Here is a 13,426-nt window from a genome sequence, read left to right on the forward strand (position 1 = left end):
CCAGGCGAGGACGGGGCGCGGCGATGCGAAGGCTCCTCTCCAGGGTCTACGCCAAAGGAACCACCTGGGCCGAAAGGGGTTGCAGCCAGGGTTGAGGCCAGGGAGGAGAGATGCCGAGGCGCGCCGCAACGGCCTGGACCGCCGCGCTCGCGCCCTTCGTCCTGACGGGTTGCGATCAGGTCGCGACCCAGCCGCAGACCCTCGCCGCCGCGGATCCAGGACGCGGACGCCGCCTGATCGAGTCCGTCGGATGCGGCGCCTGCCACGACATCCCGGGGGTGCGCTGGCCGAAGAGCCGCGTGGCCCCGCCGCTGGACGGCTTCGCCCAGCGCACGCTGATCGCCGGCCGTTTCGCCAACCAGCCGGAGACTCTGGCGCTCTGGGTGCGCAACGCCCCGGCCCTGGCGCCCCAGACCGCCATGCCGCCGATGCCGCTCACCGAGCAGGAGGCCCGCGATGTCGCCGCCTACCTCTATACGCTCGACGCTCGCTGAGGCGCTGCGGGGCTGGCCGCCCCCGCCGCTGGACCCCGCCGGGCCGCACGCCGGCGCGGTGGCCGCGCTGAGCTGGACGCTGACCGGCATGGCGGTCGCCGTCGTGCTGATGGTGGTCGCGGCGCTCTCGGCCGCCCTTTTCGGCGGCCCCAGGTGGCGGGCGCGACTGTCCAACGAGCGCACGATCTGGCTGGCGGGCCTGGCGCTGCCGGTCGTCGTGCTGAGCGCCCTTCTGGTTTACGGCCTGACCGCGACCCACAGCCTGTCGGCTCCGCCTGCGCCCGGCGAAATGCGCATCCGGGTCACGGGCGAGATGTGGTGGTGGCGCGTGGCCTACCTAGACGCGCAGGGACGCGCCGCCGTCCATGACGCCAACGAGATCCACATTCCCGTCGGACGGCCCGTCACCCTGGAGCTTGAGGCGGCCGACGTGATCCACAGCTTCTGGGTCCCTCGGCTGAGCGGCAAGCTCGACATGATCCCCGGGCGCACGAACATCCTGCGCATCCAGGCCGACGCGCCGGGCGTCTACGCCGGCCAGTGCGCCGAGTACTGCGGCGGTCCCCACGCCTTGATGGGCTTCGTGGTGGTGGCCCACGAGCCGGAGTCGTTCAACCGCTGGCGCGCCGCGCGGCGTTCGCAGCCGGCGGCCGCCTCCCCCGCCGCGGAGCTCGCGATGCGCGGCGCCCGGCTGTTCCAGGACAGCGGCTGCGGCGCCTGCCACCGCATCCAGGGCACCCCCGCCAACGGCCTGGCCGGACCCGACCTGACCTTCGTGGGCTCACGCCGTTCTCTGGGCGCGGGCATCCTGCCCAACAATCAGGGGACGATCGCCGGCTGGATCGCCGACAGCCACGAGATCAAGCCCGGCAACCGCATGCCGCCCTACCGGATGCTCTCCGGCGGCGAACTCCGCGCCCTGGCCGCCTATCTCGGAAGCCTGAAATGACCTCCGAGACCGGATTCGACCCCGGCCTCTTCAGGCGGTTTCCGACGAAGGAGCCCAGCCCGCCCGAGGAGCTGGCCGAACTGGAGAGGGTCTGGGCCGCGCCGAAGGGCTGGGGCCGCCTGACGGTCGTCAACAACAACTACGTCGGCCTCTACTACGTGGGAGCGGCGTTCCTGTTCTTCTGCCTGGCGGGGGTGCTGGCCCTGCTGATGCGGGTGCAGCTCGCCCTGCCCCTGAACGGGGTGCTGCCGCAGGAGACCTACAACCAGGTCTTCACCATGCACGGCACGGTGATGATGTTCCTGTTCGCCGTGCCGGCCGTGGAAGCCCTCGGCGTGATGCTGCTGCCGCAGATGCTGGCGGCGCGGGACCTGCCCTTTCCCCGTCTGTCGGCCTACGCCTTCTGGGCCTATCTCGTCGGCGGCCTCTGCTTCTTCGCCTCGATCTTCTTCGGCCTGGCGCCGGACGGCGGCTGGTTCATGTATCCGCCGCTGACCAGCAAGACCTATTCGCCGGGGATCAACGCCGACTTCTGGCTGCTGGGCATCGGCTTCATCGAGATCAGCGCCATCGCCGGGGCGGTGGAGATCGTCGTCGGCGTGCTCAAGACCCGCTCGCCCGGGATGACGCTGGACAAGCTGCCGATGTTCGCCTGGGCCATGCTGGTGTTCGCCGCGATGATCATCATCGGCTTCCCGGCGGTGATCCTCGGCACGCTGCTGCTGGAGCTGGAGCGGGCGCTGAACTGGCCGTTCTTCGACCCCACCCGGGGCGGCGATCCGGTGCTGTGGCAGCACCTGTTCTGGTTCTTCGGCCATCCGGAGGTCTACATCATCTTCCTGCCGGCGGCCGGGCTGATGTCGATGATCGTGCCGACCATCGCCCAGACGCCGCTGGTGGGCTATCGCCTCGTGGTCCTGGCCCTTCTGGCGACGGGGTTCATCAGCTTCGGCGTGTGGGTCCACCACATGTTCGCCACCGGCCTGCCGACCATATCGATCAGCTTCTTCTCGGCGGCCAGCATGGCCGTCAGCGTGCCGGCCGGCGTGCAGGTGTTCGCCTGGATCGCCACCCTGGCGGCCGGCAAGGTGCGCTGGAGCACCCCGGCCCTGTTCGCCGTCGGCGCCATCGTCACCTTCGTCATGGGCGGCGTCACCGGGGTGATGGTGGCCATGGTCCCGTTCGACTGGCAGGCGCACGACACCTACTTCATCGTCGCCCACCTGCACTACGTGCTCATCGGCGGAATGGTCCTGCCGATGTTCGCCGCCTTCTACTACTGGACGCCGATGACCAGCCGCCGTCCGCTGTCCGAGCGGGTGGGCCGCTGGGTGTTCGGCCTGTTCTTCACCGGAGTTCACGTCACCTTCCTGCCCATGCACCTGACCGGGCTGATGGGCATGCCGCGGCGCGTCTACACCTATCTGCCCGGCCGCGACTGGGAGCTGCCGAACCTGATCTCGACCTTCGGCGCCCTGCTGATCGGCGCCGGCGTGCTCCTGTTCATCATCGACCTTCTCCGCAATTTCCGGTTCACGGCCGACGATGACGCCGGCAACGTCTTCGGCGGCGGCACCCTGGAGTGGCTGCCCACCGGGCTCTACTCCACCCGATCGATCCCCGTGATCCGCAGCGCCTATCCCCTGTGGGACGACCCCCAGATCTCCAAGGACGTCGCCGAGGGCCGCTATTTCCTGCCGCGCACGGCCACGGGCGAGCGCGAGACGATCATCACCAGCCCTCTGCGCGCCGAGCCGCAGTACCTGCAGCGGATGCCGGGCCCCTCGGCCTGGCACGTGCTGGCGGCGGTGTTCACGGCCGGGTTCTTCCTGCTGCTCACGGTGCAGGCCTATGGCGCAGGCGTCCTCAGCGGAGTGCTGGCGGTGGTCTGCGTCCTGCGCTGGCTCTGGGAGACCGACCGGCCGATGGCCGAGGAGAGCGTCGACATCGGCGCCGGGATCCGGATCCCCACCTACGCTTCCGGCCCGGCCAGCCACGGCTGGTGGGCGATGGTGGTGCTGCTGGTGGTCGCCGGCATGATCTTCGCGATGGCGGCCTTCAGCTACGTCTTCCTCTGGAGCCGGCGCCCCGACCTCTGGATCGCCCCGCCGCCGCACCTGTGGCTGGGGCTCGCCGTCGGCGGCTACGTGGCGGCCGGGGCCCTGGCGTGGACGTCGGCGAGGACGGTGCGCCGGGCCGGTCCTTGGCCCGCGACGGCGGCGATGGTCCTGGCGGCCGGAGCGGCGCTCTGCGCCTTCGCCGCCGACCTCGGCAGTTGGTGGCGCGCGGGCCTGCGGCCGGAGGCGAGCGGCCAGGGCGCCACCCTCTTCGCCCTGCTCAGCTTCCAGGGGGTTCTCCTGTCGGTGATCGTGCTGATGGCGGGGTTTCTCGCCGCGCGCACGGCCCGGGGCCTCGTCTCCCGCGCCCGCGTCAGCACCGTCGACCTCGTCGCGCTGTTCATCGGCTACGCCGCCGCTCAGGGCGCGACGGGCGCCCTGCTCGTGCGGCTGTTCCCGGGGGCGTGACGTGCGGCTTTGGGTCTACATGCTGGGCGGATTGGCGGTTTGGGCGGCGCACTTCGCCGGGGTCTACGCCATCGCCAGCGTCGCCGACGTGGTCCAGGACGCCGCAGCCCCGGCCGCGCGCGGACTCATCGCCGCTTTCACGGCGGCCTGTGCGGCGGCGGCGGCCGGCTTCGCCCTGGCCGGGCTCCGCCTGCGCCGGTCCGCCGGCGAAGATTCCCTGCGCCGCTTCGCCGGCCTGATCGCCGGCGCGGGCGGCGCCCTCGCCGTGGTGGCGGTGATCTGGCAGGGCCTGCCGGCCCTGATGGGGCGCTGACATGCTGCAGACCCTCCTGAACGGCGGCGGCAGCCTTCCCGTGGCCATCGGCATCTTCGCGGTCACCGCCTTCGTCGTCTGGCGGGCGGGCACCCGCCTGGCCGGCTACGCCGACCGCCTCGCCAAGGCGACGGGGCTGTCCGGGGCGCTGATCGGCCTGCTGGTGCTGGGCGGCGTGACCTCCCTGCCCGAGATCACCACCTCGGCGACCGCGGCGGCCGGCGGGGCCGGCGCACTGGCGGCGAACAACCTGATCGGCGGGGTGGCCCTGCAGCTCATGGCCCTGGCGATCGCCGACGCCGTGGTCGGCCGCGAGGCGCTGACCTCGATCGTCCCGCGGCCGGACGTGCTGGCCTACGCGGCCATGAACGTCGCGCTCCTGACGCTGATGGCCGGCCTCATCTCCGCCGGAGACGTGGAGATCGCCGGCTCCGGCCTGGGCGTGGGCGCGGTGCTGGTGGCCGGCGCCTACGTCGTCTGCCTGCTTTCGGCGCGCACCATCGGCCGCCGGGCGACCTGGCGTCCCGTCGATGCGCGTCCCGGACGCGACGCCGATGCGCCCCCGCCCCCAGAACAGGCTGCAGACGAAGGCGAATCCAGGCTCAGGCTCGCCCTGCTGATCGCTGGCTCCGGCGCGCTGATCACCGTCGGCGGCTTCCTGCTGGCGCGCTCGGGCGAACTGATCGCCGAGCGGTCGGGACTGGGGCAGAGCTTCTTCGGCGCGGTGTTCCTGGGCGGCGCGACGTCCCTGCCCGAGTTCTCCAGCGCCATCGCCGCCGTCCGCCTCGGCCGCCCGCAGATGGCGGTGGGCGACGTCCTGGGCGGCAACCTCTTCAACCTGTCGCTGATCCTGCTGGTCGACGCCGTCTATGGTCCGCCGGTGCTGGCCGAGCTGGGCGCCTTCAGCGTCGTCGCCGCCTGCCTGGGCGCGCTGCTCTGCGCGATCCTGATCGTCGGCATCGTCGAGCGCCGCGACCGCAGCATCTGGCGGCTGGGCTACGACAGCGCCGCCATGATCGCGGTCTACGCCGCCGGCCTGGTCCTGCTCTACAGCCTGCGCGGCGGCGGCTAGGCGCGCCTACGCCGCATCGGTCAGGGCGGCGTCCTTCGAGGTGGCCTCCAGGAGCCGCAGCACGCCCAGTTCGAATGCCCGCGGCGAGCCGCTCGGCTTCAGGTCCAGGCGTCCCTCGCCATAGGCCTCGAGGACCGCCGGGTGGATGTAGGCCCTGCGCGCCACGGCGGCGGTGTTGCCGAGGATCGCCGCCACCTCCCGCGCGCAGGCGGCGACGCTGCGCTTGGCGTGCGCGGCGCCGGCGTGCGGGCCGCACTCGACCAGGGCCCTCGCCGCCGCCACCGTGCCCGCCCAGGTCCGAAAGTCCTTGGCCGAGAAGTCCTCGCCCATCGCCTCGCGAATATAGGCGTTGACGTCGGCGGACTGCACGGCGTGGCGGTCGCCCGCCTCGTCCAGGTACTGGAACAGCCGCTGGCCCGGCAGGTCCTGGCAGGCGCGCACGATGCGGGCGAGGCGGCGGTCGTTGAACCCGGTCTGGTGGATCTTGCCGCTCTTGCCGCGGAACTCGAACACCGCGCGGCGCTCGCCGATCCGGGCGTGGCGGTCGCGAAGGGTGGTCAGGCCGAAGCTGCCGTTGACCTGGGCGTATTCGTCGTTGCCCACGCGGATCAGGGTGGCCTCCATCACCCGCACCACCGCCGCCAGCACCTTCTCCCGCGGCAGGCCGCGGCGGGCGAGGTCACGCTCGACGCGCCGACGCAGCCGCGGCAGGGCCCGCCCGAAGGCGAGCTGGCGGTCGTACTTGTCGGCGTCCCGCTGTTCGCGCCATCGCACGTGATAGCGGTACTGCTTGCGGCGGCGGGCGTCGCGGCCCACGGCCTGAATATGGCCGTCCGGGTCGGCGCAGATCCACACGTCGGTCCAGGCGGGGGGCAGCACCAGGGCGCGGATCCGCTCCAGCGTCGCCTCGTCGGTCACCGGCCGCCCGTCAGGCCCGACATAGTCGAAGCCCCCGCCGCGGGGGCGGCGCCGGATGCCGGGATCCTGGTCGGTCACATAGGCCAGCCCGGCGACGGGGGCGGGCTCCGGGCCAGGCGGCCGCACCTCGCCGCTCACAGCGACCTCCGTCGTGGCGCCGCAATCCGGCGAAGCATGGGGGCTCTCCCTGGCCGACATGGGGCGACGTGGGAAGCCAACTCCCCGGAGGTTCCGAGGTTCCCCGACCGATGCGCCCAGGCCCCACGAATATGACCACACAGTCACGTATATTGCCGCCATCCGGCGAGATTGGCCGAACCTGCCCGTTTGCCAAATCGACGCGCCGCGTATATTTGACCAAATAGTCACTATTTGGAAACGCCCATGAGCACGATCAAGGTGGAGGACGTCGCCTACGTCCGCTTCCGCGCGCCGGACCTCGGCCGGATGCGCGCGTTCCTCGAGGACTTCGGCCTGCCCGCCGGCGAGGCGGACGGCCGGCTCTACGCCCGCGGCCTGGACGGCGCGCCCTACGCCCACGTCACCGAGCCGGGCGAACCGGGCTTCGCCGCCCTGGGCCTGCGGGCGGCGTCGGTGAGCGATCTCGAGGTCCTCGCCGCGGCGGAAGGCGCGGAGGTCCGGCCGCTGGAGGCTCCAGGCGGCGGCCGTGTCGTCGCCCTCCATGACCCGGACGGCCATCTCGTCGAGGTCGTCGCCGGCCAGGGATGGGGCGCGGCCGGATCGCCTCCGGAGCGCGAACCGTGGAACACCGCGCGCGGCCATGATCGCCTGCGCCGCACCAAGCGGGTGGCGGCAGGCCCCGCCCACGTGGTGCGCCTGGGCCATTGCGTGCTGAACGTCTCGGACTTCCGCGCCTCCGAGCGCTGGTACAAGGACAGGTTCGGCTTCATCACCTCGGACGAGATCGCCCTGACGCCGGACGTCTCGATCGGCGCCTTCCTGCGGTGCGACCGGGGCGAGACGCCCACCGACCACCACACCCTGTTCCTGATGCAGGGGCCCAAGGGCCCGGGCTTCAACCACGCCGCCTTCGAGGTCGCCGACCTCGACGACCTGATGGCCGGCCACGAGCGGCTCAAGGCCGCCGGCCGCCACGCCGAGTGGGGCGTGGGCCGCCACATCCTGGGCAGCCAGGTCTTCGACTACTGGCGCGACCCGTGGGGCCACACCCTGGAGCATTGGACCGACGGCGACCTCTTCACCGCCGCCGACGGCTCCAACGTCGCCACCTTGAACGACCTTCTGGGCGTGCAGTGGGGTCCGCCCGCGCCGCCGACCATGGGCTGACGCCCCCGGAGACCGGACCAATGAGACTCGCCACCTTCCAGGCCGGCGCCGCGCCGGAGCTGGGCGTCGTCGTCGACGCCCGCATCGTCCCGCTGAACCGCGACAGCCGCCTGCCCGCCGACATGATCGGCCTGATCGCCGCTTGGCCCGACGCGGAGCCGCAGGTCCGCGCCGCGGCCCAGGCCGGCGCCGGCGCCCTGCCCCTCGACCAGGTGCGCCTGCGCGCGCCGATCCGCCGGCCCGGCAAGATCATGGCCATCGGCCTCAACTACGCCGACCATATCGCCGAGAGCAATCTGGGCACGCCCGAGCACCAAGTCTGGTTCTCCAAGGCGCCGACCGCGGCCAACGGGCCGTTTGACCCGATCGACGTGCCCAAGGTCTCCCAGGCCCTGGACTACGAGGCCGAGATGGTGGCGGTGATCGGCCGCGGCGGGCGGCACATCCCCAGGGACGGGGCCGCCGCCGCCGTGTTCGGCTATTGCGTGGGCAACGACGCCACCGAGCGAGCCTGGCAGCACCGCACGCCCCAGTGGGTGCTGGGCAAGTCCTTCGACACCCACGCTCCTTTCGGCCCCTGGATCACCACCGCCGACGAGGTCACCGATCCCCACGCCCTGGGCGTCCGCTGCTATGTCAACGGCGAGGAGCGGCAGAACTCCAACACCCGCCACCTGGTGTTCGACGTCTGGGACCAGGTCGCGCACCTGTCGCAGGCCATGACCCTGGAGCCCGGCGACCTGATCTTCACCGGCACCCCCGGGGGCGTCGGCGCGGCCATGAAGCCGATGCGGTTCCTGAAGGACGGCGACGTGGTCCGCGTCGAGATCGACGGCCTCGGCGCCATCGAAAACCCCTGCGCGCCGGAGCCGGACCGTGGCTGAGACCGAATTCGACTGCGACGTGCTGGTGGCGGGCCTTGGCCCCGTCGGCGCCATGCAGGCGGTGCTGCTCGCCCGCGCCGGCGTGCGCGTCATCGCCATCGACAAGGACACCGAGGTCTATCCCCTGCCCCGGGCGGCGCACTTCGACCACGAGATCATGCGCCTGTTCCAGCAGGTGGGCGTGGCCCAGGAGGTGGAAAGGCACGCCCGCGCCGCGCCGGCCTACGTGTTCCGCGCGGCCGACGGCCAGACGCTCCTGCAGACCGACCTGCCGGCCCTGGCGCCCAGCGGCTGGGCCACCGGCTACATGTTCCATCAGCCGGCGGTGGAGAACGCCCTGCGCGCGCAGCTCGTCGCCAGCCGGAACGCCGAGGTCCGCCTGGGCTGCAGGCTGGTCGACCTGACCCAGGACGCCGCCGGCGTCGACGCCGTCGTCGAGGGGCCGCAGGGGCGCGCCACCCTGCGCGCGCGCTATCTGGTCGGCTGCGACGGCGCCTCCAGCCGGGTGCGCGAGGCCATCGGCGGCGAGCTGGACGACTACAGGTTCGACGAGCCCTGGCTCGTGATCGACGCCCTGCTCGGCGAAGGAGCGACGCCGCCGCAGGTGAACCTTCAGATCTGCGACCCGGCCCGCCCGACCACCTGCGTGCTGATGGGGCCCGGCCGCCACCGCTGGGAGTTCATGCTGCTGCCCGGCGAGACGGCCGAACAGGTCCTGGACGACGCCTTCATCACCCCGCTGGTGGAGCGCTGGGGCTGCGGTCCCATGACCATCGAGCGCAAGGCCGTCTATCGGTTCCACGGCCTGGTGGCCAAGGCCTGGCGCGAGGGCCGCGTGCTGCTGGCGGGAGACTCGGCCCATCAGACGCCGCCCTTCGCCGGCCAGGGCATGTGCGCGGGCCTGCGCGACGCCGCCAACCTCGCCTGGAAGCTGAAGGCCGTCCTCGCCGGCGAGGCTGACGAGGCGCTTTTGGACACCTACCAGCCCGAGCGCGAGCCGCACGTCCGCACCTACATCGAACTCGCCATCGGCATGGGCCGCGTCGTCTGCACTCTCGATCGCGAGGCGGCCGCCCAGCGTGACGCGGCCATGCTGGCGCAGCGGGCCGCGGGCGTCGCGCCCCTGCCGCCGGCCAGTCCCGCCCCCTTCGCGAGCGGCTGCATCCTGGCCGGCTCGCCCGGCGCCGGCGGGGTGTTTCCGCAGCCGCTGGACGGCGAACGGCGGCTGGACGACCTGCTGGGCGAAGGCCCCTGGTTGATCGGACGCACCGCCCCGATCGCCGCCGGGATCGCGGCGTTCGGCCTGGACGATCCGGCCCTGGCGCCGTTCGCCGCCGCGGTTGGCGCGTGGCTGGACCGCCACCAGGCGCAGGCCGTGCTGGTGCGGCCCGACCGCTATGTCTTCGGGACGGGCGAGGCGGCCCAGCTCGCCGCCGCCTACCTCCAGGCCCTGCGCCCGGCGCGGGCGGCGGCTTAAGGTCCGCGGCCGGCGCGGCTTGACCTGCCGCGCCAGGCCTGCTGGCTGCCTTCGATGAGTGAGAAGGAATCGCGCCCCGTGAGCGGCAAACGTCTGGAGCGGGCGGAGCGGACCCGCGCGGCCCTGGTCGCGGCGGGCCGGCGGCTGTTCTGCGAGCGGCCCGCCGAGGCGGTGACGATCGACGACATCGTCCAGGCCGCGGATGTCGCCAAGGGCAGCTTCTACAACCACTTCGCCGACCGCGAGGCGCTGGTCCGGGCGGTTGCGGCGGAAATCCGGGCGGGGGTCGAGCGGGCCGTCGGCCGGGCCAATGCGGGCGTCGAGGATCCGGCCCGCCGCATGGCCCGGGCGATCTGCGTCTACCTGCGCTACGCGATCGACGACCCGGAGCGGGCCGGCGCCCTGGTGCGCATTCACAGCGGCCACACCTCGATGGAGACGCCCCTGAACAAGGGGCTGGTGGGCGACGTCGCCGACGGCCTCGCCCGCGGACGCTTCATGGTCGCCACCACCGAAACCGGCGTGCTCTACGTTCTTGGGGTCTGCCAGATCGCGCTGGTGCGCCTGGCCCAGGAGCCGACCCTGACCCTGGCCGTCAGCCTCGCCCAGCAGATGTGCGCGCTTCTGCTGCGGGGCCTGGGCGTGCCGGGCGCCGAAACGGAGGCGATCGCGGCCCAGTCCGCCGACGAGATCGTGCGCCAGGGCGCCTTCGCCGAGCGGCCGCCCCCCGGCCGGGGAACTTGATCGGACTCAATGCGCCGCCGCCGGCGGCGGCGCAGGCTTGATTGGAACGCATCCAAGGAGCCGCCCCATGTCCCGACCCACGCTCGCATCCGCCCTCGCCCTGGCCGCCGTCCTGGGCCTTTCCGGATGCGATCGCCAGACCGCCGAGACCGAGACGGCTCAGGCGCCGCCGCCTGGACTGGCGACCGAGACGCCTAGCCTGTGGCGCATCGAGGTTCTGGGCGACGGCGGAGCGGTGATCGACACGGTCGACATCTGCGCCGACAAGGCCGTGCGCGACGGCTTCGTGCGTCCCGCGCCGGAGGTCGACGGCCAACCCTGCGTGCGGATCGACGAGGCGGTTCAGACCGACCAGACCTATTCGGTGCGCTGTCGGGTCGACGACCAGCTCTACCGCGTCGGCGCCTCGATCACCGGCGACCAGGAGAAGGACTTCACGGTCGAGATGGCCGTCACCCGCCAGGACCAGAAGGGGCCGACCTTCGAGCAGACCCGTCGCTACCGGCTGCAGGGCGCCTGCCCCGCGGACTGGCGGATCGGGGATTCGGCCCGCCCGGGCTCGGGCGCCGTGACCGACGGCGTGACGGGCGAGACCCGCGCGGGCGACCAGGCCAAGGGCGGCGGCGAATAGGTCCCCCGCCCGGGCCTCACAGGCTGACGAGCCGCACCTCGGCCCGCGCCAGCCGGTCGTACAGCGCTCGGCGGCGGGCCAGCGGCCACCAGTCGTAAAGAAAGATCTGGATCGGGCGCCAATTGGCCACCCAGCCGAAGATGAGCAGGCTTTCGTGCAGGAACCGCCCCAGCCGCCCCTCCCCGGCCAGGGTCTCGGCGAAACCGGCCACCACCACGCTGATCGCCAGGACGGCGACGCCGATCAGCACCGAAGCCCGGCCGACGCGGAACAGCTCGCGCAGTTCGTTCCGCGTCGCCTGCGAGCGGTAGGCGAAGTAGTTATGGATCGCTCCGGCGATCTCGCCCGCCTCCTTCCGCTCCGCCTCCTCGCGCGGAAGATGCACAACGATCTCGATCGGTTGGGTGGTGGGCAGTTCGCGCGCCCATCCGACAACGTATTCCTCGACGGCCGAGTCCAGGTCGCGCTCGCGGAACGGCAGCGGATCCAGGGCGTGGAACAGCCGCCCGATCTCCCGGACCTTGATCTCGATCGGACGCCCGGAGGCGGCCTCCACCTGCATGGTCTGGTCCGGCGTAGTCATGCGCCCGCTCGTCCGTTTCGCCGGCGACGGCCCTCCGAGTCGGCCCGCCGATTCCCGCATGCGAGTTGAGCATCGTCAAACACCGGGGCCGCGGACGGGAGGAGACTGATTCAAAGAAGGAGCTTTCCCATGAGCACCCAATACAGGGCCACGTGAGATGGGCGCGAACATCCAGGCAGAAGGCGCCGGCAAGGTGCTCTTCGTGCTGGCCGACGGGGCGCGTGCGCGCTTCGTCGAACGGGCCGCCGGCCGCGACAGCTTCGTGACGGCCGACGAGATCGACGGGCGAGCCGCCCTGCGGCGGCTGCGCGACGAACTGAGGCGCAGCCCGCCTGTGCGGAGCTTCGAGAGCGCCAGTCCGCGGCGCCACAGCGTCGGGCGCGAGGACTTCTTCCGCCAGGCCAAGGAGGCCTTTGTCGAGGAAGTCGCCGCGAGGGCGGGCCGTCACCTGGACCGGCGCGGGCTGGACCAGGTGTTCGTCGCCGCGCCAGGGCGCCTGCTCGGCCTCCTGGAGCGCCGGCTCGGCGCGCAGGCGCGACTGGCGGGAACGCTCGAGCGCGACCTGACCAAGACGCCGGACTCGGCGCTGGCGAAGTGGCTCTCCTGATTCGGCGAATCAGCCTGAGCACAAAGTTTTCAATGGAGACAGAGGCATGCAGTTACCTCTTCAGATCACCTTCGAGGGCGGACTTGAGGCCAGCGAGGCGCTACGCACGCGGATCGAAAAAGAGGCCGCCAAGCTGGAGCGCTTCCACGATCGCATCACCTCGTGCCGCGTCGCGGTGATTGGCCGCGCCCATCGGCGCCGCCATGGGGACCTCTACGCCGTCCGCCTGCAGATCACGACCCCCGGCGACGGCGACGTGATGATCGACCGCAATCCGCCGGAGGATCACGCCCACGAAGACGCCTTCGTCGCCGTGCGGGACGCCTTCGCCGCGGCCCGCCGGCGCCTGCAGGATCGGCGTCGCAGGGACCAGGGACTGGTCAAGACCCACGAAGGCCCGCCCGCCGGCCGGGTCGTCCGCGTGTTTCCCGACGAAGGCTACGGCTTCATCGAGACCGCCGACGGGCGCGAAATCTACTTCCACCGGAACGCCGTGGTGAACGGCGGCTTCGCCCACATGCGCGCCGGGACCGAGGTGCGCTTCGCCGAGGCCCTGGGGGACAAGGGCGACCAAGCCTCCACCGTCCACGTCTGCGGCCGCGGCTAGGCGCCGTCAGACGCCGCTGCGGCGGGCGCGGGCCTGCCGCAGCGGCCCATGGCGGGGGATCGCCTCGAACGACAGCCGGTCGACCAGACCCCAACGCCCGTCCCTGACGCTGACCTGCGCGTCGAAGCCGAGCACGGCGGCCAGCCGGCCGAGTTCGCGGGCCTTGGCTTCGGCCTTGCCGCCCGAGAGGAACATCAGGCCGCAGCCGCTGAAGGGATCGCCGATCGACCACCCGCCCTCGACAGGATGCACCGTGATGTCGACCAGGCCCATGTCGCTCCCTCCGAACGCCTCATGTGGCGCCGCCTCGCGGC

15 protein-coding genes are annotated in these 13,426 nt (G+C 72.2%); 12 read left to right on the forward strand and 3 right to left on the reverse strand.

Going from position 1 to position 13,426, the window contains the following annotated elements; translation table 11 throughout:
- Positions 1-110 precede the first annotated feature (110 nt).
- The 5 genes from ACK4YQ_RS10540 to ACK4YQ_RS10560 are packed head-to-tail and all read left to right on the forward strand — an operon-like array spanning position 111 to position 5,353.
- Complete coding sequence (locus ACK4YQ_RS10540; RefSeq protein ID WP_409611107.1) at positions 111-494, forward strand: c-type cytochrome; 384 nt, start codon at positions 111-113, stop codon at positions 492-494.
- Complete coding sequence (gene coxB, locus ACK4YQ_RS10545) at positions 457-1,443, forward strand: cytochrome c oxidase subunit II (protein ID WP_409611109.1); 987 nt, start codon at positions 457-459, stop codon at positions 1,441-1,443. The genes ACK4YQ_RS10540 and coxB overlap by 38 nt, the downstream gene beginning before the upstream one ends.
- The gene (locus tag ACK4YQ_RS10550) at positions 1,440-3,968 is read left to right on the forward strand and encodes a cbb3-type cytochrome c oxidase subunit I (RefSeq protein WP_409611111.1); all 2,529 of its coding nucleotides are present in this window, start codon (positions 1,440-1,442) and stop codon (positions 3,966-3,968) included. Before coxB ends, ACK4YQ_RS10550 begins: the two co-directional genes overlap by 4 nt.
- 1 nt (position 3,969) lies before the next feature.
- Entirely contained in the window at positions 3,970-4,281 is a 312-nt protein-coding gene (locus tag ACK4YQ_RS10555) for a hypothetical protein (protein WP_409611113.1), read from the forward strand.
- Between the two features lies 1 nt (position 4,282).
- A complete protein-coding gene (locus ACK4YQ_RS10560; protein ID WP_409611115.1) occupies positions 4,283-5,353 on the forward strand; it encodes a sodium:calcium antiporter in 1,071 nt (356 codons plus the stop codon).
- A 6-nt stretch (positions 5,354-5,359) separates the two neighbouring features.
- Here ACK4YQ_RS10560 and ACK4YQ_RS10565 read toward each other — a convergent pair whose 3' ends face one another.
- Positions 5,360-6,409, reverse strand: coding sequence for a DNA topoisomerase IB (locus tag ACK4YQ_RS10565; protein ID WP_409611117.1), 1,050 nt, complete (start codon positions 6,407-6,409; stop codon positions 5,360-5,362).
- A 246-nt stretch (positions 6,410-6,655) separates the two neighbouring features.
- On the opposite strand from ACK4YQ_RS10565, the gene ACK4YQ_RS10570 reads away from it, so the two are divergent.
- The 5 genes from ACK4YQ_RS10570 (at position 6,656) to ACK4YQ_RS10590 (ending at position 11,315) form a co-directional block, all read left to right on the forward strand.
- On the forward strand, positions 6,656-7,579 hold the full coding sequence (locus ACK4YQ_RS10570) for a VOC family protein (protein ID WP_409611119.1): 924 nt from the start codon (positions 6,656-6,658) through the stop codon (positions 7,577-7,579).
- A 20-nt stretch (positions 7,580-7,599) separates the two neighbouring features.
- Positions 7,600-8,463: a fumarylacetoacetate hydrolase family protein gene (locus ACK4YQ_RS10575; RefSeq protein ID WP_409611121.1), complete on the forward strand. Its 864-nt coding sequence runs from the start codon at positions 7,600-7,602 to the stop codon at positions 8,461-8,463.
- Positions 8,456-9,940, forward strand: coding sequence for a bifunctional 3-(3-hydroxy-phenyl)propionate/3-hydroxycinnamic acid hydroxylase (locus ACK4YQ_RS10580; protein ID WP_409611123.1), 1,485 nt, complete (start codon positions 8,456-8,458; stop codon positions 9,938-9,940). Before ACK4YQ_RS10575 ends, ACK4YQ_RS10580 begins: the two co-directional genes overlap by 8 nt.
- Before the next feature lie 78 nt (positions 9,941-10,018).
- Positions 10,019-10,684, forward strand: coding sequence for a TetR/AcrR family transcriptional regulator (locus ACK4YQ_RS10585; RefSeq protein WP_409611125.1), 666 nt, complete (start codon positions 10,019-10,021; stop codon positions 10,682-10,684).
- A gap of 67 nt (positions 10,685-10,751) precedes the next feature.
- Positions 10,752-11,315, forward strand: coding sequence for a hypothetical protein (locus tag ACK4YQ_RS10590; protein ID WP_409611127.1), 564 nt, complete (start codon positions 10,752-10,754; stop codon positions 11,313-11,315).
- 16 nt (positions 11,316-11,331) lie between these two features.
- Here ACK4YQ_RS10590 and ACK4YQ_RS10595 read toward each other — a convergent pair whose 3' ends face one another.
- A complete protein-coding gene (locus tag ACK4YQ_RS10595; protein ID WP_409611129.1) occupies positions 11,332-11,898 on the reverse strand; it encodes a hypothetical protein in 567 nt (188 codons plus the stop codon).
- A 157-nt stretch (positions 11,899-12,055) separates the two neighbouring features.
- Here ACK4YQ_RS10595 and ACK4YQ_RS10600 point away from each other — a divergent pair, with 157 nt between their 5' ends.
- Both ACK4YQ_RS10600 and ACK4YQ_RS10605 read left to right on the forward strand, forming a co-directional pair.
- A complete protein-coding gene (locus ACK4YQ_RS10600; RefSeq protein WP_409611131.1) occupies positions 12,056-12,505 on the forward strand; it encodes a host attachment protein in 450 nt (149 codons plus the stop codon).
- Positions 12,506-12,551: 46 nt separating this feature from the next.
- Positions 12,552-13,112, forward strand: a complete 561-nt coding sequence (locus ACK4YQ_RS10605) for a cold shock domain-containing protein (protein WP_409611133.1) — start codon at positions 12,552-12,554, stop codon at positions 13,110-13,112.
- Between the two features lie 6 nt (positions 13,113-13,118).
- On the opposite strand, the gene ACK4YQ_RS10610 is transcribed toward ACK4YQ_RS10605, so the two are convergent.
- Positions 13,119-13,385 carry a hypothetical protein gene (locus ACK4YQ_RS10610; protein WP_409611135.1) on the reverse strand — a complete coding sequence of 89 codons (267 nt, stop codon included), beginning with the start codon at positions 13,383-13,385 and terminating at the stop codon, positions 13,119-13,121.
- Positions 13,386-13,426 lie beyond the last annotated feature (41 nt).

This window comes from Phenylobacterium sp., from assembly GCF_046291545.1.
Taxonomy (GTDB): Bacteria; Pseudomonadota; Alphaproteobacteria; order Caulobacterales; family Caulobacteraceae; genus Phenylobacterium.

Bases quoted from the DNA above. Each gene is read 5' to 3' on its own strand.
- ACK4YQ_RS10540 (WP_409611107.1), top strand. From the start codon at position 111: ATGCCGAGGCGCGCCGCAACGGCCTGGACCGCCGCGCTCGCGCCCTTC.
- coxB (WP_409611109.1), top strand. From the start codon at position 457: ATGTCGCCGCCTACCTCTATACGCTCGACGCTCGCTGAGGCGCTGCGG.
- ACK4YQ_RS10550 (WP_409611111.1), top strand. From the start codon at position 1,440: ATGACCTCCGAGACCGGATTCGACCCCGGCCTCTTCAGGCGGTTTCCG.
- ACK4YQ_RS10560 (WP_409611115.1), top strand. From the start codon at position 4,283: ATGCTGCAGACCCTCCTGAACGGCGGCGGCAGCCTTCCCGTGGCCATC.
- ACK4YQ_RS10570 (WP_409611119.1), top strand. From the start codon at position 6,656: ATGAGCACGATCAAGGTGGAGGACGTCGCCTACGTCCGCTTCCGCGCG.
- ACK4YQ_RS10575 (WP_409611121.1), top strand. From the start codon at position 7,600: ATGAGACTCGCCACCTTCCAGGCCGGCGCCGCGCCGGAGCTGGGCGTC.
- ACK4YQ_RS10590 (WP_409611127.1), top strand. From the start codon at position 10,752: ATGTCCCGACCCACGCTCGCATCCGCCCTCGCCCTGGCCGCCGTCCTG.
- ACK4YQ_RS10595 (WP_409611129.1), bottom strand. From the start codon at position 11,898: ATGACTACGCCGGACCAGACCATGCAGGTGGAGGCCGCCTCCGGGCGT.
- ACK4YQ_RS10600 (WP_409611131.1), top strand. From the start codon at position 12,056: ATGGGCGCGAACATCCAGGCAGAAGGCGCCGGCAAGGTGCTCTTCGTG.
- ACK4YQ_RS10605 (WP_409611133.1), top strand. From the start codon at position 12,552: ATGCAGTTACCTCTTCAGATCACCTTCGAGGGCGGACTTGAGGCCAGC.
- ACK4YQ_RS10610 (WP_409611135.1), bottom strand. From the start codon at position 13,385: ATGGGCCTGGTCGACATCACGGTGCATCCTGTCGAGGGCGGGTGGTCG.